We start from the raw sequence: 18991 nt of genomic DNA, 5'->3' as shown, positions 1-18991 counted from the left end.
TAGGAAGCAGATATCTGCAGGACTGTTATGGCGAAATGTGACCGTTGTGGACGGGAGATGGGGCATGCTGGTGGGATCTGTCAGTTCTGCCTGGGTCGAGATCAGCGGCCACGCTGCCTGCAGTGTGGTGAGATCTCAAAGGGAAAACATGATACGATCTGTGCCCGGTGTGGGGCCTCCCTTCATCCTGAACGGGATGTTAGGGCCCGCAGGCGCCATTATGCACGGAAGATCACGGACAACCCTGTCCCGACCGTGTTGCTGGCTGTGCTGATGGTCATCGTGGTTGCGGTCTTTTTGAGTCAGGTTATTCGTACGGATGATACCACCCCGGAGATGAGTGCGTTCACCCAGGCACTGGCGACCACCTCGCAACACCCCCCGACGCAGTTTGGGCCGCAGTTGAACCGGTCAGGTGACGCAGCGGTCCAGGTGGCCGTGTTACTCGCCGAAAAAGAGATCCCGGCCAGGATCAGGGTCGGTGCGCCAGACCGTGCAATCAGCACCATCACCGAGGTGACCAGTGCCTGGGTGATGGTGGAGACCACGCCCCACCTCTGGGTAGCCGGCGACCCGCTGACCGGCGCGATCATGTCCCCACAGGAGAAGCCGTACTATTACCGGGGCTGGGACTTCACCACCCTTGCACAGTTCAATGACTTTATGAACAAGTTCAGCCTGTACCAGCAGAAGAAGGCGGCCTTTGAGGCGGCGAATGCAACCTATCAACAGCAGGTATCGTCAGGTGCGGACCAGAGCACCCTTGATGCGCAGATGACGCTCCTCCAGACAGACAGTGCAGAAGAACAGGCCGCTCTTGACCAGTTACATCAGCTGGTTCGGGACCAGTCGTCACTGATCATTCTCTGACCGGCAGTACCCGGTCTACGTATGGACTGCAGTGCCGGGCCTTTCGTGACCCGGTTGATGCAGTGAACATGTGATAAAAAATTAGGTGTTGTTCTCAGTCAAGGGGAACTGATTCGAGCTGCGAGACCAGTTCCCAGATCCGGGTCCTGGCATGGACTGGCATATTGGGGTCACTGCTGACCTCGTCGATCATCGAGATGGCGGTGGCCGCCCGGAGGCCGATCGTCTTTGAGTCATCCATCAGTACGCTCCTGGTCTCATCTGCAACGCGTCTGATGTTCCGCGGTATTGTGTTATCCTCCATAATGTGTTGCAGCATCTGAATACAGGTGTTTATTGTATTTTCCTGTCCTGTCATAGTATCACTCCCCCTTAATATCCTCTTATTATTACTCCCATCCGGACATATATACCTTGACGAAGAATACCTACTGCTATGCCAGCAAAAGCAGACGAAATTATGGCAGAATACCTGCTCAGAGGTGGAAAGATGCTCTCCAAGGGGTGCAGGGTCTGCGGAAGCCCGCTCTTTAGTATCAAAGGGGAGGAGTGCTGCGTGGTCTGCGCCGAGGAGGAGAAGCAGCAGCGGGAGAAGGTGCCGCAACCGGTCCCGGAGTCTCGGGAGGTTCCGACGATGCCGGCCCTCAAACCGGTGACGCCCGGGGATCTGCCGGTTGCCAGGGCCGTGGAGCAGAATCAGATTGCAGATGAACTGCAGGCCACTGTGGTCAACCTCTTACGACGGGTGCAGGGTGAGCCCGACCCGAACCGGTGCGCGGTGCTGCTCGACTGTGTCAGAGCCGCCGTTCTGACCCTGAACGAGCTCCGGTAGAGCCCTGAGTCAGGGCTCGTACTGACGGCTGGCCAGTTCAACGATCCGCTGGGCGGTCTTCTCGCCGATCCCTTTTATTGAGGAGAGCACCTCCTCGTTGGCGTTGACGACAGCGCGGACTGATCCACAGTGGTCTAGGAGCAGGCGGGCGTTCTTGAGTCCGATATCAGGGAACGCCGCGACCACGTACTCCTGCTGTTCTTTGACCGACTTGAACGATTTTCTGTGGTGGACAGACCGTTCCCCCCGTCCCCCCTCCTCGCGGCGGGCGAGGACGAAGAGCATCTCGGCTGTCTCACTGGCACTGGCTGTATAGAGGATCGAGATCCCCATATCGATCGCGATCGCGGCCAGGGTACCCCTGATCGCATTTGGATGGATGTCACGTTTCGTATAGAGGTCCCCGCCCTCGATGATCAGGACCGGTCTGATGGCCACACCAGCCATTTCCCTGAGCTGGCCGAGCAGGTCGCGGTCCACCAGGGTGTCGACGAAGTCCTGCGCTGTCTTCCGCTCCACGAGGATCCGATCCCCTATGGCGTAATCCCCATACTCAAGCCGGGTGAGGGTGATCGCCGCTCCGAGCCGGCTCAGCACCTCGGCGACCTGGGACGAGGTCTCCCGGTCGTCGACGGTGATCGCCGGGCCGTTCTCCAGGTACTGGTCCAGCGAGCCCTGCCCGACAGGGGAGTGCACGGCAGGGGGGAGTGCCTGCGGAACAGCCGGGGTCGCGGCCTGATGAGCCCGTATCGCTTTCATCCCCGCCCGCATGCTCTTCTCCCGGGCCTGGCTCACGTACCGGAACGTCTCGTCCTGGGTTCCTCTGGTAACCAGCACGATGATCGATCCCTCCCCGCTTCTGCCGGTCCGTCCTTTCCGCTGGATCGACCGGATCTCCGAGGGGACCGCCTCGTAGAAGATCACGAGGTCGGTGGAGGGGACGTCGAGCCCTTCTTCTCCGACTGAGGTGGCGATCAGCACCCGAAACTCGCCGTCCCGGAACCTCTGCAGAGCAGCGATCTGCTTCTTCTGGGTCAGCCCCTTCTCGGCATCCTTCTTGGCCTGTCCGACGAACCGTTCGGACTCAATCCCGATATCGGCCAGGTGGTTGACGAGTTGCTGGACGGTGTCGCGGAAGGTGGCGAAGACGATGATCCGGCTCTCGGGATGCTCCAGCAGTTGCTTCTGTACGAGTTCGCCGACGATCCCGACCTTTGGGTGGACTTCGCCGGGGAACGACCGGCATCGTTCAAGCAGGTCCTGGAAGGCCGGCTCTTCGGCGAGGTGGCGCGAGGCCTTCGACCCGCTTCCCGACATCCCTTCGAGCGCGATCTTCTCGAGGAACGCGGTCAGGGCCATCGACCCCTGGGCTTCGGCCAGGGTCAGGGCATGCCGGAGTTTCATCAGTTCGGCATAGAGGGAGGCGGCCGCAAACCCGGCCGAGTCCCGCTCCCCGATCCTGGTCTGGATCTGGGCGTTGAGACCGTGCAGTTCCCGCATCGAGAGCCGTTCCCTGGGCGGGACCATGAACTTCAGTTCCCTGAGGGTGTCGAGCCGGTCGTCGAGGAGCTGGTTGATCCGGTCCCGTGCCGTCTTCAACTCGTCCGGGAGGGCGACGCTGACATAATCGAGGGAACGTTCATGGACATAGGGCTTCACATCGGGGTCCTGCTCGACCCTGCTCTCGATACAGGTGATCCCGAGTGTCTGCTGCACCTCACGGACCTTCTCCTGGTCCCCGCCAGGGGAGGCCGTCATCGCAAGGACGAGCGGGCGCCGGGCGGTCTCCAGGTATCGTTCCGTTATGAACCCGTAGGCATAGTTGCCGACCGCCCGGTGACACTCGTCGACGATCAGCAGGGTCACATCGGCCAGCGAGTACCTGCCTGCGATACAATCGTTCTTGATCACCTGTGGAGTCGCGAAGCAGAGCGTTGCCTGCTCCCACCCGGCCTTCCTCTCTGCAGGCGGTGTATCACCGGTGAAGAGGACGGCGGGGAACGGCTCCCCTCCCTTTGTCTGGAGAAACTTCGAGAAGAAACGGAAGTGCTGTTCGACCAGCGGCCTCGTCGGGGCCATCACCAGCACCTTTCCCTGATGGTTGAGGAGGCGGGAGGCCGTGACGAGCAGGGCGATCGCGGTCTTGCCGAGGCCGGTCGGGAGGACGACCATCGTGTTCTGCTCGAGGGCATGGACGGTGATGGCCAGTTGGTACTCCCTGGACTCGAGCGACTCCGTCCGGATCAGCGGGTGCTGGATGAAGGGGGTCATGATGAACTGGTCACGGAATCTCTTCGAAGAGGAGCGTCCGGCTGGTCAGACGCCTGACCAGTTCCGGCACCTCGTCCAGGGAGACTCTGACCTGGCGCATCGAGTCCCGGTCACGGAGGGTGACGGTCCGGTCCTCGCGGGTGTCGTAGTCGATCGTCACGGCGAACGGGGTCCCGATCTCGTCCTGACGCCGGTACCGCCGGCCGATAGCCCCCGAGTCGTCGTACTCGGCCTGCAGGCCCTGGTGCTTCAGTGTCGTGGTCAGGTCCCAGGCGATCGTGTCCAGGTCGTCCCGGTTCATCAGCGGGAAGACGGCCACCTGCACCGGGGCGACCTCGGGCGAGAGGTGGAGGACGGCCCGGGTCTCCCCGTCGACCTCCTCCTCGTCGAAGCAGTTCTCAAGGATTGCATAGCAGATCCGATCGATACCATAACTGGGCTCGATCACATGTGGCATCACCTCTTCCCCGCGGACCTCGATCTCGACCTCCCGAACCTTGTAGAGGTCAGGGGTGATCAGCACCTGCTCGCCGTCGACCTCGACCCAGACCCCCTCCTCGGTCGGCGTGGAGTTTGCGATCGCATCGGCGACGGCCTTCGCTTTTCCCCTGAACCGGGGGCCGAGCGCCCCCATGTCGGCGACGATCTGCCGCTTTGACTCCCGCTTCACCTCGTCGAACGGGATGAAGACGGTGAACGAGTCGCCGGACTGGGAGGCATGGGCCTTCAGGTCGTAGTCGGTCCGGTCGGCGATCCCGACCGTCTCCACCCACCCGAACCGGTCTGAGAGAATCTCTGCGTCCCAACAGTCCTCTGCATAGTGGGCCAGTTCGTCGGGGAGGTGCTGCCGGAACCTGAGCCGGTCGGGGCGGATCCCGAGCCGTGTCAGCATCTGATGGGTCAGAGCAATATAATAGGCCACGTACTCGTTGGCGATACGCCCCTCGGCGACGGCCTCGGCCATCGAGATGGTGACTGCCGGTTTACATGCCAGCTGCTCTGGATACCCGAGCAGGTCCATCGTGTAGTCGGCATACCGCGCGAAGTGCGGGTGCTGTTTCTGGTCAGGATGGACAAAGATCTCGGCCTCGGCCTGCGTGAACTCCCGGAGCCGGATCATCCCCTGTCTGGGCGAGATCTCGTTCCTGTACGACTTCCCGATCTGGACGGCGCCAAACGGCAGTTTGTCCCGGTAGAACCGGAGGAGCCGGGTGAAGTCGGTGAAGATCCCCTGGGCTGTTTCAGGCCGCAGGTACCCGGTCCGCTGTGACCCCGGGCCGATGCTGGTACTGAACATCAGGCTGAAGCTGAAGACATCGACCGTGCCGATCGGCTTTGTACAGAGCGGGCACTCGATCGGTGCGAGCGCTTCAGCGAGCGCCTCGGCGCTCATCGTGCCGGCGTTCACGATCTCGCCGGCCCCTTCGACGACATGATCTGCACGCAGAAATTCTTTGCAGTGCGGGCACTGGAACATCTTGTCTGAGAACCCTTTCACATGCCCTGAGGCGATGTAGATGGCCTCCTGGCCGATGGTCGGGCACTCGATCTCGTAGTACCCCTCCCTGACCACATAGAATGCACGCCAGACGTTCTCGATGCGCCGTTTCATCATCGCACCGAGGGGACCGTAATCGATGAACCCGGCGACGGCTCCATAGCATTCTGAGGTCGGCCAGACAAAGCCACGCCGCTTTGCAAGATCCATCACTTTCTCATAGACATCGCTCATTGGGATCACGTTCAGTCTGTATCATTCTCTCTGAGAGTATTATAAACCCTTGATATTCCTCTTTCCCCTCCCGGCCGCTATGCCACCGGGTAATGAATAGCAGAGGGTTGATCCAGTAATGCCTTGCAATTGTGCGGAATTTTCTGCCCCTGGGGGCATAATAAAAACATATCTAGCGTTTTTTTAAAAATTCTCCTGATATTCAACCTTCCCTCAACCACAAACTATATAGCCTAACCCCCATAGTATATTGTCGTATCTCACTGTGGTGCACCATGCCTGAAGACACGAGAAAAGGACAGCTTTTGCAGCTGTTCACCGATATTACCAGCAAGACGCAGATCGTCGAGCCGATGAAGAAGATTCATGGCACGCTCAGGGACCGCGATGCAGTTGAACGTGAGATCGCGCTTGTGATGCGTGAGATCCTGGATCAGGGCTTCTTCAAGACCAAACTGAAACCATTACAACTGGCAAAGCTTGTCTCCGCTTACTATGCAGGAAAGAATGATACTGAGATCGCCCGCGACCTCGGCGATGAGAAACTGAGCAAGACCGTGGCACGGGCTCGGGTACGCCTGAAACTGTTCCGGGAGCTGGACTTCAAGATGCCGTTCGACCGGGCGACGATGGAGGCGCTGTTGAACTCTGGTCGGAATATGAAGGATATCAGCGACGACCTCGGGGTCAGCCCTTCGACGCTCCGCGAGTACCGGCATGTGATCGAGCAGGAGGCGGACCATACGATCGATTACTTCCTCGAGCGGATCAAGGATGTGATGGAGGACCGGGACCTCACCGAGCAGATGACCCGGAGTGCGACCAACGACGGCCTTGGTGAGGCGATAGACATCACCGAAGCCGAGATGATCGATATAACGTAAGACTCTCTTCGTCAACGAAACCACCTGGTGGTGACCCCACTCACCACAAGACACTTATTTTTCCGGCTCCCCATTCCTGCAGTATGAGACTTACCTGGCCAGGACATGCCTGTGTGCTGCTCGAAGGGTCACAACGGGTTCTGATCGACCCGTACGTGCTGAACGGCACGATCCCCAGGGATCCTGATCTGGTCGTGCTGACCCACGGCCACTTCGATCACTTCGGCGAGACGCTCACCCTGAATGCCCCGACGGTGGCGATCAACGAGATCGCCAAGGCCTTGAAGGCCCTCGGGATGCAGGCTGAGGGGTTGAACTTCGGGGGGAGCCTCACCATCAATGGCGTCACCATCAGTCTGACCCCTGCCGTCCATTCGGCGTCGGTGCTCGAATTGGACGGGACGAAGGCGATCTGTGGGGATGCAGCCGGCGTGGTGATCCGGATGGACGGGGTCACGGTCTATCATGCCGGGGACACGGCTCTCTTCTCGGATATGAAACTGATCGGCGAACTGTACCACCCTGACGTCGCCCTCCTCCCCATTGGCGGCAGGTTTACCATGGACAGCGCTGCCGCGATGATGGCGGCCGCGTACATCGGCGCACCGATGGTGATTCCGATCCATTACAACACCTGGCCGGCGATTGAGCAGGATGCTGATGCGTTCAAGGAGGCTGTCGAGCGGACCACCGATATGCAGGTGATGGTCCTCCCGCCAGGTGGATCGATTGAGATCTGAAGGACGGGATATCGGGCATCATTCCAGAACCTTCATTGTGGTTCACCTCCAGATAGGTACCCAGTAAGGCGATCCCGATGAAACAATGTCCCTCATGCGGTGCAGAAGTCCAGCCCGAATGGACGCTCTGCCCTGCCTGCATGTCCAAACTGCCCTCTCTGGTCACTTCCCCAACGGTGGTGCAGCAGCCTCCTGGCCCGGTCACCTTCGATGCTGTGGCGGAGGTTCCCGAGACTCCATCCGCCTGGAGCAATCCCTCCACACCTCCTGGTAAACCCGCACCGGATCCTGCACCGCAGGAGGCGCCGGCGGCCGGAAAGCCCCCGGAGAAACGCGACCTGGTGGCCATCATCACGCACCCTGTTGTGCTCGGGCTCGTCGGTGCTCTGGTGATCTTCCTGGTGCTGGGGTTAATGCTCCCGGGCGGTCTCTCGGACCTGTTCGGTGGAAAGAGCGTCGATGCCCGTCCGGTCACGCCGATCACCCCGGGGACCACCCCGTCGCTGGCAGCGAATACGGTGGTCCCTCTGACCCCGATGAACACCACCGTCACTGTGTCTGCGGTGCCCCAGACCACACCGACCACTGTCCCCACGGTAACGCCCTCGCAGACTGTGGCTACGAACCAGACTTCCTCCCCGGGGAAGACCCTCTCGCCGTACCTGCAGAACGGAGGCGGCGGGGATGGGACGTGGAGGTATGAGCCGACATCGGTGACAACGCTCACCTATGTGCAGACCGCTGCCCCCATCGCCACCTGGACCACGCCGGTTACGTTCCCGATCATGCCCACGCCGACATTGCAGTTGACCGTGCCGACGGTACCCGCGGTCTATCCGGTGAACGTCACTCCCGCCCCGGTCCAGTCCCAGTCCGTGGTGACCACCCAGTCGATTCAGGGCGGCCATCCGACTGGTCCGCTGACCTGGGCAGGAACCGGCAATTATGCTTCCGACCTCTTCGACCTCTCAAACGGGGTCGTGAAACTGAGCGTCACGGCCGACCAGGCCGCAGTGGTGAAGGTGATGGACAGCACCGGCACGACGATCGGCTCCACGGCGGCAGGGCCGCAGCCCGGCTCCAACGCCATCCCGGTTCCGGCAGCCGGCCGGTACCTGGTGGACGTGAACAGTTATGGCACCTGGACAGTCACGGTCAGCGTGCTCTCCGCTGGAACCCCGACAACGGTCCAGACGGCCGTTCCGACGACGGTTGTCTCCCCCCAGACCACCTGATCGTCACTTTTTTGAGGGTCCCCTTCGGGCGTCAGTCGCCATGTGGCCGGCCGGATGGTGACCGAAAAAGGGGTGAAGCATTCTATACCTGTTCATCTCCGGCCCCACAGCAGGGATCTGACGAGAATCCAAGATTCTCCTGGTACTATCTGACTGAAAGCAGCAGATCCTCTTTTCCTGGGAACTGCTGCCTGGTGCAGAAGATGGAGGTATTCCCGAGATCACAGCGACGTGTCAGATACACGAGATCGAAGAATTATGGGCAGTTTTGTCATGGTAGCGATGAGATCGTTGCGTAATGACAGGAGATCCAGGGAAAAATGAGCATAATTTAATGTTATTATCAACAATTAAAAGATCTTGTGGGTGATTCTGTATGAGATCGTCGCATTTTTGGAATTTAGTCTGTGTCCTGCTCCTCCTCTGTAGCGGGGTCCCGGCCGTTTGGGCCGAAGGGGGGTATGTGTACACCACCCAATGGGGAAGCGGGTGGGGCTCGGGAAGCGGGCAGTTCGATTATCCAGCGGGTATCGCCGGCGATAGTACAGGAAATGTCTACATCACCGACACGGGCAACAACCGTATCCAGAAGTTCAGTTCAACCGGTGCATTCCTCACGACATGGGGCAGTGAGGGCTCTGGGGAGGGACAGTTCTCCGATCCAACGGGCATCGCAGTCGATGGCGCCGGTAACGTCTACGTCGCCGACACCGGCAACAGCCGTATCCAGAAGTTCAGTTCAACCGGTGCATTCATCACCCAATGGGGTAGTCTGGGCACCGCTGACGGACAGTTCCGATATCCCCAGGGAATCGCGGTCGACGGCGCCGGCACCATATACGTCCTCGACTCAGGCAACAACCGGGTTCAGAAGTTCAGTTCAGCCGGTGTATTCATCACAAAATGGGGGAGTTTTGACACCACGGACGGACAGTTCAGATATCCCCTGGGAATCGCAGTCGACGGCGCTGGTAATGTCTACATCGCCGACTATGGCAACCAGCGGATCCAGAAGTTCGATTCGAACGGGACATTCATCATAAAATGGGGGAGTATCGGCTCAGGAGACGGGCAGGTGCAGTTCCCAATGGGGATCGCGGCCGATGGCGCCGGTAACGTCTACGTCGCCGACACCTATAACAGCCGGATCCAGAAGTTCGATTCGTCTGGCACATATCTCATGAAGTGGGGCAGTGATGGCTCGGAAGATGGGCAGTTCTGTGGGCTCATAGGTGTGTCAGTGGATAACGCCGGCAACGTCTACGTCGCCGATGCCTCTAGCAACCGTATCCAGAAGTTCGATGCAACCGGCACATTCATCGCCAAAATAGGAGCCAGTCCAGAGAACGGGCAGTTCTCCCGGCCGACGGGTCTGGCAGTGGATGGCGCCGGCACCGTCTGCGTCGTCGATCATTACCGGATCCAGACGTTCAGTTCAACCGGTGCATTCATCACCCAATGGGGGAGGTACGGCTCCGAGGACGGGCAGTTAGGCTTTCCCCAGGGAATCGCTGCCGACGGCGCCGGCACCATCTACGTCGCCGACTCGAATAACAATCGTATCCAGAAGTTCGATTCATCCGGTGCTTTTGTTGCTACGTGGGGCGGTTATGGTTCAGGAAATGGACAGTTCGGATATCCCCAGGGGATCGCTGCCGACGGCGCCGGCACCATCTACGTCGCCGACTCGGATAACAACCGTATCCAGAAGTTCACGTCGAGCGGCACCTTCGTCACGACGTGTGGGACATCCGGCTCTGGGGAGGGACAGTTCTCCGATCCAACGGGCATCGCAGTCGACGGCGCCGGTAATGTCTACGTCGCCGACTCTGGCAACAATCGTATCCAGAAGTTCACGTCGAGCGGCACCTTCGTCACGATGTGGGGAATATCCGGCTCCGGGGAGGGACAGTTCTCCGATCCAACGGGCATCGCCGTCGACGGCGCCGGTAACGTCTACGTCGTCGACTCTGGCAACAACCGTATCCAGAAGTTCAGTTCAACCGGCACCTTCATCACGACATGGGGGATATCCGGCACTGCTGACGGACAGTTCTCTGAGCCACAGGGTGTCGCGGTGGACAGCGCCGGTAATGTCTACGTCACCGACTCTGGCAACAACAGGGTCCAGAAGTTCGCTCCCGCTGGTACGCCCCCGGTGATGATCGTCCCCGGCGGATCCGCCGTCCCACACGACCTTAACAATGACGGCCTCTATAGGGATGTCGATGGCAACGGGGTCCAGGACTTCAACGACGTGGTGGTCTACTTCAACCAGATGGACTGGATCGCCGAAAACGAGCCGGTGCCGGCTTTCGACTTCAACAAAAACGGTCAGATCGACTTCAATGATATCGTCATGCTGTTCAACGAAATGTAGGGCCGATGCGGATCCCCCACCCGGAGGGTGGACTCACGCTCTCCATCCCTAACCACCTGAAGACACACATATTCACAGGTTTTTTCTGGCACAGGATCACGGGGATGGTCGGCTTCCAAACCTTCATTGGCTCTGAGGGCAATGGTGTATCGTGCAAACGGATCAGACAAACGAATGTCCACACTGTGGCCGGAGGGTCAGGGAGGACTGGAGAATATGCCCGTTCTGCAGGGAGAGTCTGCGGGACCTGGCCAGGACGGCACCCGTTGCGCCGGCTGTCCCGACCGCGCCTGAACCCGTGGCGGCGCCTGTATCAGCAGAGGTACCGACCCGGCCTGCTGCCACACCAGCGATAAAGCCGGCCCCGTCACCCATACCGGGCGTGGAACGACCGGTCGCTCCGACCTCTGAAACAGTTATGTCGGAGGAGAAGGGGTCGGAAGAGCCGGAGACCCCGGTTCCGACGGCATGTCCTGCCTGTGGGAACGTGAATGAGCCCGGCGGACTCTTCTGCACCACCTGCGGCGCTCCGCTGCAGGGTGCGGAGGTGCTGCCGGAGGCGTCTCCCATCCCAACCGCACCCGAACCGGCACCGACGCCCCTTACCATCACCCCTGCTCCTGAACCGGTACCTGTGCAGGAACCGGAGTCGGTGCCGGCGTCGACGTCCGTCATTCCCCCGATCTCTGAACCGGTCCGCGTGCCGGAGCCTGAGCCTGCAACGACCTCCGAGCCGGCAGCGCTTCCGGTCGAACCGGTGAACCCGGCACTATCGAAGAGGGGACTCATGGGTGCCGGCATCGGGCCCTGGCTCCCGGCGCTGATCGGATCCCTTGGGGGACTGCTGCTGATCGTCGGGTCCTTCACCCCGATGATGCAGTTCGCCACGGCCCCGGTCTCGACCTTCAACTCCGACGCCGGGATGGGAGTCCTCTTCATCGGGCTTGGGATCGGGGCGCTGCTGCTCGTGGCGCTGAAATGGTTCCGCGAGCTGCAGGTCCTTGGAGCGGTCGCCCTCTTTCTGATCGGGTTCATCTTCTGGCGGATCACCTCCACCTTTGCCGGCCTCGGGTCGGCGACCTCCGGCTCCGGCCTCTCGCTCCAGTGGGGCTGGGCCGTGCTCGTCATCGGAGGCGTACTGCTCCTCTCCGCTAGACTGGCCGCACTGCGCCGGTCGTGATCCTCCAATCCCCCGTTCTTTTTTTTAACCGGTCTTGTGCCATTTCAGCTCTCCGTGCTATACTTCTTATAGTCACAGGAAGAGGTGGATGACTGAGGCAGAGAGATGGTGCATGTAAAACTTATCCGGGCTGTCAGCGACGAGGACGGCTCCGGTTACGCCGAGGGATTCTCGCGCGGGGTTGAGCTCCCGTTCCCTCCCACCGAAGGGATGATGATCGTCGACGATGACTTCGAGTTCTCGTGCGATACTGTCGGGTATACCATCAGGGGCGACGAATACTGGGCATACGAAGAGGTCTATGTTCCATCTGATATGATCGAGGAGACGGTGCTGCAGTACATCTCTGCCGGCTGGTGGTCTCTGCACCTGTCAGATGAGGACTACCTGCAATAATCACCCCAATCGCTGACCTGCCAACGATGCCCTTATCTGGATCGCGTGCCGATCTCTTCAAAGATTCTTACAGGAGAAGAGGTCATTGACCAGAAACAATCCATTCATGACCAGGGAAGCATGCGAGGCACTGCTGGACGGGCTCGGTGCGATCAAAGAGGGGACTGATCTTTCTGAACTGGTCGAACTCTTGAAGGAGAACGCCCTGATCTTCTGCGAACGGCAGGAACTGGCAATCGAGCGGTACGACGTCGAGGACGCCCTCTACGAGTCCGGGGCTCTGAACATGGTCCTCTCGCTGCTCGAACTGCTCTGCGAGGTTCCTGAGGAGGAGAACAGACCGGTGACAGACCAGGACGGTGAAACGGACCGGCCCTCGAAGACCTCCGGGCTGGCGCCACAGGCCGTCATCTCCCCGGTGGTGAAGGAATCGCTCCGGATCCACGCCCTCCTCTACCCTGAGTCGGCGGACACCTGCGTGTATGCGAGGATGAACGATGACGAACTGCGGGCCGCCCTGGACGAGATGATCAGGACCGGCGACCTCGACGACCCGATCGACTTCGAGAATATGGCTTCGATCTATGCAGTGCTCCACCGGAGAGGGGCGCTCTGATCGGTTCCTCTCCCTGCCCAACTTCTTCGTCTGTGTATCCCGCCGAGTCGGCGAGAGTACCCCCTGGGGCTGTTGAACGAATCTCTTTTTTCATGGTTTTCCACACGAGAATGTCGTGGTCGTAAGAACGCGGGCGGTGATCACGTGTCAGTAACAATCAGGGTTTCACAGCTCTTCGGGTGGTACTCTGATGCTGGTGAGGCTGTGACCTGAGATACCTGAATAAAAGACAAGCCCGCCGGCCAGGGATCCAACTGAAATCTGAAATGTAAGAAGAGAGGGGGTTATGCGGTCACTCGACCTCGGCCTCGGCGATCTTTGCGATCAGCCCTTCGAGGACCTGGTCCCGCATTCCTTCGACGAACTTGATCGAGCCGACGACCAGGTGGCCGCCGCCGCTGATCCCACCGCCGCTGATCTCGGTCCGGAGTTCCCGCACCATTCGCGGGATGTTCATCAGCACGCCCTTGGACCTGAGCACGGCAAAGTCCGGCCCGAACCCGATCGTGACCACCGGTTCGCCGGCATGCTGCTTGCAGAGCCGGTCGTGCACCTCGCCCGAGGTCTTGCCGGGCGGCGGGAACGTGAACTTGTGGGCATGGATCTCCACGTCGAGCAGGAAGAGGTTGGCCCCGTTTGAGAGGGTCTGCTCCCTGACATGCGGCATCGTCGCCGACATCTGGTCCTCGATGGCCGCGTTCGCCCCTTCGACCAGCAGCCGCACGAACTCGGTGTGCCGCTCGTTCTTGCCGGTCAGGTCCAGGATCTCCTTGACCAGTTCGCGGCCGTCGTTGAACCGAAGCCAGAACTGCTCGTAGTCGAGGGCCAGGGCCATCGCCTTACAGTCGTCCTCGCTGTACTTCTCCTTGATCAGGTCCAGGTACCGCTGCCGTTCGGGGGCCTCGCTCCGGTCCCCGACCCCTGCAACCGCCGGCAGGTGCTGGATCAGCGACTCCACCGACGGGTTGATCAGCCGTGCGATCTCTGTCCCGAGCATCCCGGCCGTGATCCCGAAGTCTCCGCCGGCATGGTACGGGTTCACATGCCCGATCAGGTACTGATCGATCACGGCGTCCGGGTGGTGGTGGTCGACGACCAGCACCTCGAGGCCGAAGACCTTCGCCAGCTTCAGTGCCGGTTCGTCCTCCTCGGTCGACCCGTTGTCGGTCAGCAGGATCAGGGGCATCTTCTGCCCGTACCTGATGTTGTCCTTCAGGGCAAAGTCGAGGTCCCGAGTGATGTCTTCTATCTCGTAGAACGGCGCCTTTGATGGGGCACGCTTGAAGAGGAAGTAGTCTGCATCGAAGTCCCCGCCGCTCTGCTTGATCAGCGAGACGACCGCCTGCTCGATGGCCACGGCCGAGCAGATCCCGTCTGCGTCCGCATGGTGACGGAGCACGATCGGTCGGGAGGTGAAGACTGCACGCCTTATCGTCTTTGCGATCCGCCGCATCTCTGGCCGCAGTTCGGTCATGACCTCGCTCTCGACCATCAGGGGGATCACTTCGGGCTCTGCCCGGGCATCGAGCGCCTGCTCGATCCGTTCGGTCACCTCAACTGCCTCGTCTCCGGTGAGCACAGACATCGATCTGACCTCGATCTGCAACTGGTTGTTCCGCTGCATCACCTGGCCTTCGAGCTGGACGAGGGACCCGAGTTCAACCTCAGGGTACGCCCGGACCCCGGCCTCGACGAACGCGGCCGCATTCTCGCTCCCGGATTCGTCGACGATGGTGAAGATCGTCGGCCCGGAGGTCTGCTTGATCTGGGCAATTTCACCCATCACGGTGACGGTCCTTCCGATCCGGTTTCCAAGGTCTTCGAGCCTGGTGACGCTAACGGTTCGCACGACCGGCTTCACCTCATAGGACGGCAGGATCACCTCTTCAAGATCGATATTCCCGTTCGGCCTGATCGCCCGGACTCTGACCAGGATCTCTTCCCGTTCAATATGTTCGGTCCTGACATTGGTCTTATGAACGAGCCCTTTGACTCGGTCACTGAGCATCACAAAGGTCCCGAAGTTTGCAAACCCCTGTACCTTTCCAAGATAGATCGCACCTTCTTCGACATCGCTGAGGTCGCATGAGGGTCCGAGCCGGTATACCACAACATCTGATGATTGATTCATATCTGATCTCTCTTCTGTATTCATATTTTTAAATGGACGAGGCGTCCTCATCTCTGGTATAGAGAGTGTGCAGACACCCTTTATATTGTCTCTGGAATGGATGCACACGTCGCCAGGCTCCTCCTGGCAAGGGGAAAAAAGAATATTATTGATTATTCCATCGGAACGCGCTCGATGACCATACGAGCTGGCGACGGCAGTTTGTATCCGCCATGCCGCAGTGCGTCCTTTGCTTTCTCAATGTACTGCTCGTTGGTGTAGACCGTGAAGACTTTCTGCTTGGGTTGGACCCTGGCTGCAGTCCCGACTGCCTTTCCAAAGGCCATCCGCATACCTTCCGATACACGGTCAGCCCCTGCCCCGGTCGCCTGCTTGTTCTCCCTGAGCACATGGTGCGGGTAGGTCCGGATCTTAAAGTGGAAATTTGCCCTGCCGACCTGGTCCATCATCTTTCTGTTGATCGCGATACGCGCTGCCTCAAGGGCTGTATGCCTGATCTGACAGGACTCAAGCACTTCAAGCGAGATCTCGACCGGGAACTCCTGACTCAGGTTTCCCATCTCGAACTGAACAATCTTGCTGCCGGGCACACCTCCCATATATTTCCTGCGAGTATATGCCTTCTTTGCAAGGTTCCTATACATTTTGCCTGGTTTTCGTACCATATTTCAAAACTCCTCGCTATAATAACGTGCTTTATAAAATGGAGACTGTGGGTATTAAATCTTACTGGCTATGTGCCCGTTCGTCGATCAGACCGAGCACATAACGTCGCACCTTCGCGAACTCCACGGCGGTCCGGTCACGTGGTCGTTCCATCCCGACCGGGACGATCTCGCGGATCATCCCCGGGCGTGAACTGAGCACCACGATACGGTCTGCCAGGTACACGGCCTCGTCGACACTGTGGGTCACAAAGACCACCGTCTTCTTCGTCTCATCCCAGATCTCCAGCAGTTCCTGCTGCATGGTATTCCGGGTCTGGGCGTCGAGCGCCCCGAACGGCTCGTCCATCAGGATCACGGCCGGGTCGATGGCCAGGGCCCTGGCCACGGCCACTCGCTGCCGCATCCCGCCCGAGAGTTCGTACGGGTATCGATCGGCGAAGGACTCCAGCCCGACCAGTTTCAGGTACTCCCTGGCGACCCTGTACCGCTCCTCCCTGTCCATCCCCTGCAGTTCCAGGCCGAACGCAGTGTTGTCGATGACGCGCCTCCAGGGGTACAGCGAGTAGTCCTGGAAGATCATCGCCAGTTGCCGCATCGGACCCTCCACCAGGGTGCCGTCGACCCGGACCTCCCCGCTGGTCGGTGTTTCCAGGCCGGCCAGGATCCGGAGGAGCGTCGTCTTCCCGCACCCGGACGGTCCGAGGATACAGATGAATTCGCCTTCACTGACCTCCAGGTTGACCGACTGCAGGGCTATCATATGCTCGCCCTGATCGGTGACAAAATCCTTCTTCAGGTCCTTCACCAGGAGTTTCATCGTTCCAGTTCCCTCCACATAAACCACCGCTTCTCAACTGTTCCGAGGAGCAGGTCGATCCCGAGGCCGATCACCCCGATACCGATCATCCCGGCAATGATCACTGGAACCTGCCCGAAGTTGTATGAGTAGATGATCAGATAGCCGAGCCCGGAAGTCGTGCCGGGCATCATCTCTGCAGCCACCACGCACATCCATGCAATTCCAAAACCGACCCGGAGGCCGGTCCAGATTGTCGGCAGTGCGGCAGGCAGGATCACGGTTCGGAGCATCTGCAGTTCGCGGGCGCCGAGGATCGCGGCCATCTCGATCCAGGTCTTCTTCACCGACTTGACCCCGTCGAGGGTGTTCAATAGCACCGGGAAGAAAGTCCCGAGGGCGATGATAAAGACCATCGAGGTGAGTCCGATCTTGAACCAGGCGAGGGCCAGCGGGACCCAGGCCAGCGGCGGGACCGGCCGGAAGATCTGGATCAGCGAGTCGAAGAGGTCATGGACCAGGGCCCATCTGCCCATCGCGATGCCGAGCGGGATCGCGAACAACGATCCGACGGCGAATCCTGCGATCACCCGCTCCAGGCTGATGAGCGCGTTATCGACCAGCGACCCGGTTCCGAGGATCGGGGTGAACGGGTTGGCGATCACCATCACCACCGACTCCAGCCGTGGAAGGATGAACTGGTTGTTGATCACTATCGCAGCAAGTTCCCATAAAAAGATCAGAAGTACCGGCATGGCCGCCTTGAGCAGCCATCGTCGGTATCCGTTTCCTTGTTTCTCTGAATTGTACTTCGAAAACCAGCTCATTAGATCTCTTTCACCACCACGCCGCTGTCCTTCAGGGCGAACCGGAGCATCACATCCTGGATTGAGCCCTTGCTTGGTGCGGCGATCTTCAGCGGATTTCCTGCTGCAGAGCGCTGCTGTGCCCATCCAATGAAGGATTTCCAGTCGCCTGCCGGTGAAGACGCAGCAGCAACAAGTCCTGATCCTTCTGTATTGATTGGATGGAGTACCTTTATAGGCATTCCCGTATCGATGGCCCCGATCGCCGGGGGCACTCCTGCAAAGCCCATCTGGACACTTGAGGTTCCTTCCAGCTGCATCAGCTGCGGGCCGGCATCGGCTGCGATCAGTTTCACTTCGGCCACCTTCTGGCCGTTCACAATCAGGTCACAGATCTCGGGCTTGGCCTGGGTCGGGTCCTGTGGCTTGAGGGCGATGCCGTAGGTGTCGCTCATGTACTGCCATTTCTTGATCGCGACCAGAAGGCCGGCCGAGTGCATGTCGCCCTTCAGGTAACCGATACCGATCTGCCCGTCGATCTTCGCCGGGGTTACGAACTTCTTCTGATTGATCATCGTCGTTGCGTTCTGGTACGGCCCGAAGTTGAAGAGCAGGCTGTTCACCTGGTCAGGGGTGGCGTTGTTCAGTTTCCCTGAAAGCAGGCCGAGGTCCTTCTGGGCTGTTACGAACTGCAGGGTCCCGTTCTTCCATGCATCCGATGGAGTCGTGGTGTACTTCACGTTCTTGATCGCACCGTTCACCGCAGTGACCGAGGAGACCGAAACGTTGCCATAGGTCAGGTTGCCCCTGCCGGCCAGCCAGTCTGCCATGATGTCGGCGGACTCTTCCTGGTGGTCGGTGACGTACTGGTCCCCGAGGATCGTCAGGGCGCTCATCGTGTTCACAAAGTCGGGATGCCCGGCGATCAGGTCGTCCCGTGCCGTCACCACACAGCAGGGGTGGTCGGCCCATTTCCCTTCAGGCGGGAAGTTCTGCGAAAGGGCGACCAGCTTAGCAATCTTTGCATCCAGACCTATCTGGACGAACGGCTGCCAGGCGATATATCCGTCGATCTGATTGGTTGCAAGCAGGTTCGGCATCGGGCCGACCCCGGCGCTGTACAGGACCCCGACCTGGGTCGTCCCGGAGGTCGTATTGTTTGTCTGGGTTCCGTTCTGCGGGGTGGTTGTGCACCCAGCGACCATGAGTGCCACGATGACCGCTGCGATCACCATGACAAGCAATTTTGTACGTGCCATGCGGTACCATACGACCTATTATAATTAAATTGATTCTTCTTTCATCGAAAATTTTCTCGTTTAAGGATAATTATCCAAAGCAATTGTAAACAGTTGTCTAATTTTATCGTCCATCTGTCCAGCAGCACCGGGATTCCCGGAGGGCGTCGGCCCTCCGACCCCCTCCCGCCATGCCGGCCCCCGGGGGGATAGGTG

18 protein-coding genes are annotated in these 18991 nt (G+C 59.6%); 9 read left to right on the top strand and 9 right to left on the bottom strand.

Going from position 1 to position 18991, the window contains the following annotated elements; all coding sequences use genetic code 11:
- Positions 1–57 precede the first annotated feature (57 nt).
- The gene (locus tag ACFKSJ_RS04540) at positions 58–870 is read left to right on the top strand and encodes a hypothetical protein (RefSeq protein WP_440951070.1); all 813 of its coding nucleotides are present in this window, start codon (positions 58–60) and stop codon (positions 868–870) included.
- 94 nt (positions 871–964) lie between these two features.
- Here ACFKSJ_RS04540 and ACFKSJ_RS04535 read toward each other — a convergent pair whose 3' ends face one another.
- The gene (locus ACFKSJ_RS04535) at positions 965–1228 is read right to left on the bottom strand and encodes a UPF0147 family protein (protein ID WP_440951069.1); all 264 of its coding nucleotides are present in this window, start codon (positions 1226–1228) and stop codon (positions 965–967) included.
- A gap of 78 nt (positions 1229–1306) precedes the next feature.
- Between ACFKSJ_RS04535 and ACFKSJ_RS04530 the strand changes: the two genes are divergently transcribed.
- Positions 1307–1702, top strand: coding sequence for an Sjogren's syndrome/scleroderma autoantigen 1 family protein (locus ACFKSJ_RS04530; protein ID WP_440951068.1), 396 nt, complete (start codon positions 1307–1309; stop codon positions 1700–1702).
- A gap of 9 nt (positions 1703–1711) precedes the next feature.
- Here the strand turns inward: ACFKSJ_RS04530 and ACFKSJ_RS04525 are convergent, their stop codons facing one another.
- Positions 1712–3973, bottom strand: coding sequence for a DEAD/DEAH box helicase (locus ACFKSJ_RS04525; protein WP_440951067.1), 2262 nt, complete (start codon positions 3971–3973; stop codon positions 1712–1714).
- A gap of 10 nt (positions 3974–3983) precedes the next feature.
- Complete coding sequence (gene glyS, locus ACFKSJ_RS04520) at positions 3984–5705, bottom strand: glycine--tRNA ligase (protein WP_440951066.1); 1722 nt, start codon at positions 5703–5705, stop codon at positions 3984–3986.
- A 275-nt stretch (positions 5706–5980) separates the two neighbouring features.
- Here glyS and ACFKSJ_RS04515 point away from each other — a divergent pair, with 275 nt between their 5' ends.
- The 4 genes from ACFKSJ_RS04515 to ACFKSJ_RS04500 all read left to right on the top strand — a co-directional run bounded on the left by ACFKSJ_RS04515 (position 5981) and on the right by ACFKSJ_RS04500 (position 10944).
- A complete protein-coding gene (locus ACFKSJ_RS04515; RefSeq protein ID WP_440951065.1) occupies positions 5981–6589 on the top strand; it encodes a response regulator receiver protein in 609 nt (202 codons plus the stop codon).
- Positions 6590–6672: 83 nt separating this feature from the next.
- Entirely contained in the window at positions 6673–7329 is a 657-nt protein-coding gene (locus ACFKSJ_RS04510; RefSeq protein ID WP_440951064.1) for a metal-dependent hydrolase, read from the top strand.
- Positions 7330–7406: 77 nt separating this feature from the next.
- Positions 7407–8564: a zinc ribbon domain-containing protein gene (locus ACFKSJ_RS04505; RefSeq protein WP_440951063.1), complete on the top strand. Its 1158-nt coding sequence runs from the start codon at positions 7407–7409 to the stop codon at positions 8562–8564.
- Between the two features lie 376 nt (positions 8565–8940).
- A complete protein-coding gene (locus ACFKSJ_RS04500) occupies positions 8941–10944 on the top strand; it encodes a hypothetical protein (RefSeq protein WP_440951062.1) in 2004 nt (667 codons plus the stop codon).
- Between the two features lie 162 nt (positions 10945–11106).
- Here ACFKSJ_RS04500 and ACFKSJ_RS04495 read toward each other — a convergent pair whose 3' ends face one another.
- Complete coding sequence (locus tag ACFKSJ_RS04495; RefSeq protein ID WP_440951061.1) at positions 11107–11745, bottom strand: hypothetical protein; 639 nt, start codon at positions 11743–11745, stop codon at positions 11107–11109.
- Here ACFKSJ_RS04495 and ACFKSJ_RS04490 point away from each other — a divergent pair.
- The 3 genes from ACFKSJ_RS04490 (at position 11732) to ACFKSJ_RS04480 (ending at position 13136) form a co-directional block, all read left to right on the top strand.
- Positions 11732–12124 (top strand): hypothetical protein, encoded by a 393-nt coding sequence (locus tag ACFKSJ_RS04490; RefSeq protein ID WP_440951060.1) that lies wholly within the window; start codon positions 11732–11734, stop codon positions 12122–12124. The two genes, ACFKSJ_RS04495 and ACFKSJ_RS04490, sit on opposite strands and share 14 nt — an antisense overlap.
- Positions 12125–12229: 105 nt before the next feature.
- Positions 12230–12520: a hypothetical protein gene (locus ACFKSJ_RS04485; RefSeq protein WP_440951059.1), complete on the top strand. Its 291-nt coding sequence runs from the start codon at positions 12230–12232 to the stop codon at positions 12518–12520.
- Between the two features lie 85 nt (positions 12521–12605).
- Positions 12606–13136 carry a hypothetical protein gene (locus tag ACFKSJ_RS04480; protein ID WP_440951058.1) on the top strand — a complete coding sequence of 177 codons (531 nt, stop codon included), beginning with the start codon at positions 12606–12608 and terminating at the stop codon, positions 13134–13136.
- A 292-nt stretch (positions 13137–13428) separates the two neighbouring features.
- Here the strand turns inward: ACFKSJ_RS04480 and ACFKSJ_RS04475 are convergent, their stop codons facing one another.
- The 5 genes from ACFKSJ_RS04475 to ACFKSJ_RS04455 form a co-directional block, all read right to left on the bottom strand.
- Positions 13429–15267: a DHH family phosphoesterase gene (locus ACFKSJ_RS04475; protein ID WP_440951057.1), complete on the bottom strand. Its 1839-nt coding sequence runs from the start codon at positions 15265–15267 to the stop codon at positions 13429–13431.
- A gap of 152 nt (positions 15268–15419) precedes the next feature.
- Positions 15420–15932, bottom strand: a complete 513-nt coding sequence (locus ACFKSJ_RS04470) for a 50S ribosomal protein L16 (protein WP_440951056.1) — start codon at positions 15930–15932, stop codon at positions 15420–15422.
- 61 nt (positions 15933–15993) lie between these two features.
- Positions 15994–16752: an ABC transporter ATP-binding protein gene (locus ACFKSJ_RS04465; protein ID WP_440951403.1), complete on the bottom strand. Its 759-nt coding sequence runs from the start codon at positions 16750–16752 to the stop codon at positions 15994–15996.
- On the bottom strand, positions 16749–17558 hold the full coding sequence (locus ACFKSJ_RS04460) for an ABC transporter permease (protein ID WP_440951055.1): 810 nt from the start codon (positions 17556–17558) through the stop codon (positions 16749–16751). The genes ACFKSJ_RS04465 and ACFKSJ_RS04460 overlap by 4 nt, the downstream gene beginning before the upstream one ends.
- Positions 17558–18796, bottom strand: coding sequence for an ABC transporter substrate-binding protein (locus ACFKSJ_RS04455; RefSeq protein ID WP_440951054.1), 1239 nt, complete (start codon positions 18794–18796; stop codon positions 17558–17560). The genes ACFKSJ_RS04460 and ACFKSJ_RS04455 overlap by 1 nt, the downstream gene beginning before the upstream one ends.
- Between the last annotated feature and the right edge of the window lie 195 nt (positions 18797–18991).

The organism is Methanosphaerula subterraneus (genome assembly GCF_052055875.1).
Classification (GTDB): Archaea; Halobacteriota; Methanomicrobia; order Methanomicrobiales; family Methanospirillaceae; genus Methanosphaerula; species Methanosphaerula subterraneus.
Note: the sequence above shows the minus strand (reverse complement) of the source record. Positions and strands in the feature narration are given on the sequence as shown.

Coding starts and splice junctions, on each gene's coding strand:
- ACFKSJ_RS04540 (WP_440951070.1), top strand. CDS start 58: ATGGGGCATGCTGGTGGGATCTGTCAGTTCTGCCTGGGTCGAGATCAG.
- ACFKSJ_RS04535 (WP_440951069.1), bottom strand. CDS start 1,228: ATGACAGGACAGGAAAATACAATAAACACCTGTATTCAGATGCTGCAA.
- ACFKSJ_RS04530 (WP_440951068.1), top strand. CDS start 1,307: ATGCCAGCAAAAGCAGACGAAATTATGGCAGAATACCTGCTCAGAGGT.
- ACFKSJ_RS04525 (WP_440951067.1), bottom strand. CDS start 3,973: ATGACCCCCTTCATCCAGCACCCGCTGATCCGGACGGAGTCGCTCGAG.
- glyS (WP_440951066.1), bottom strand. CDS start 5,705: ATGAGCGATGTCTATGAGAAAGTGATGGATCTTGCAAAGCGGCGTGGC.
- ACFKSJ_RS04515 (WP_440951065.1), top strand. CDS start 5,981: ATGCCTGAAGACACGAGAAAAGGACAGCTTTTGCAGCTGTTCACCGAT.
- ACFKSJ_RS04510 (WP_440951064.1), top strand. CDS start 6,673: ATGAGACTTACCTGGCCAGGACATGCCTGTGTGCTGCTCGAAGGGTCA.
- ACFKSJ_RS04505 (WP_440951063.1), top strand. CDS start 7,407: ATGAAACAATGTCCCTCATGCGGTGCAGAAGTCCAGCCCGAATGGACG.
- ACFKSJ_RS04500 (WP_440951062.1), top strand. CDS start 8,941: ATGAGATCGTCGCATTTTTGGAATTTAGTCTGTGTCCTGCTCCTCCTC.
- ACFKSJ_RS04490 (WP_440951060.1), top strand. CDS start 11,732: ATGGGTGCCGGCATCGGGCCCTGGCTCCCGGCGCTGATCGGATCCCTT.
- ACFKSJ_RS04495 (WP_440951061.1), bottom strand. CDS start 11,745: ATGCCGGCACCCATGAGTCCCCTCTTCGATAGTGCCGGGTTCACCGGT.
- ACFKSJ_RS04485 (WP_440951059.1), top strand. CDS start 12,230: ATGGTGCATGTAAAACTTATCCGGGCTGTCAGCGACGAGGACGGCTCC.
- ACFKSJ_RS04475 (WP_440951057.1), bottom strand. CDS start 15,267: ATGAATCAATCATCAGATGTTGTGGTATACCGGCTCGGACCCTCATGC.
- ACFKSJ_RS04470 (WP_440951056.1), bottom strand. CDS start 15,932: ATGGTACGAAAACCAGGCAAAATGTATAGGAACCTTGCAAAGAAGGCA.
- ACFKSJ_RS04465 (WP_440951403.1), bottom strand. CDS start 16,752: ATGAAACTCCTGGTGAAGGACCTGAAGAAGGATTTTGTCACCGATCAG.
- ACFKSJ_RS04460 (WP_440951055.1), bottom strand. CDS start 17,558: ATGAGCTGGTTTTCGAAGTACAATTCAGAGAAACAAGGAAACGGATAC.
- ACFKSJ_RS04455 (WP_440951054.1), bottom strand. CDS start 18,796: ATGGCACGTACAAAATTGCTTGTCATGGTGATCGCAGCGGTCATCGTG.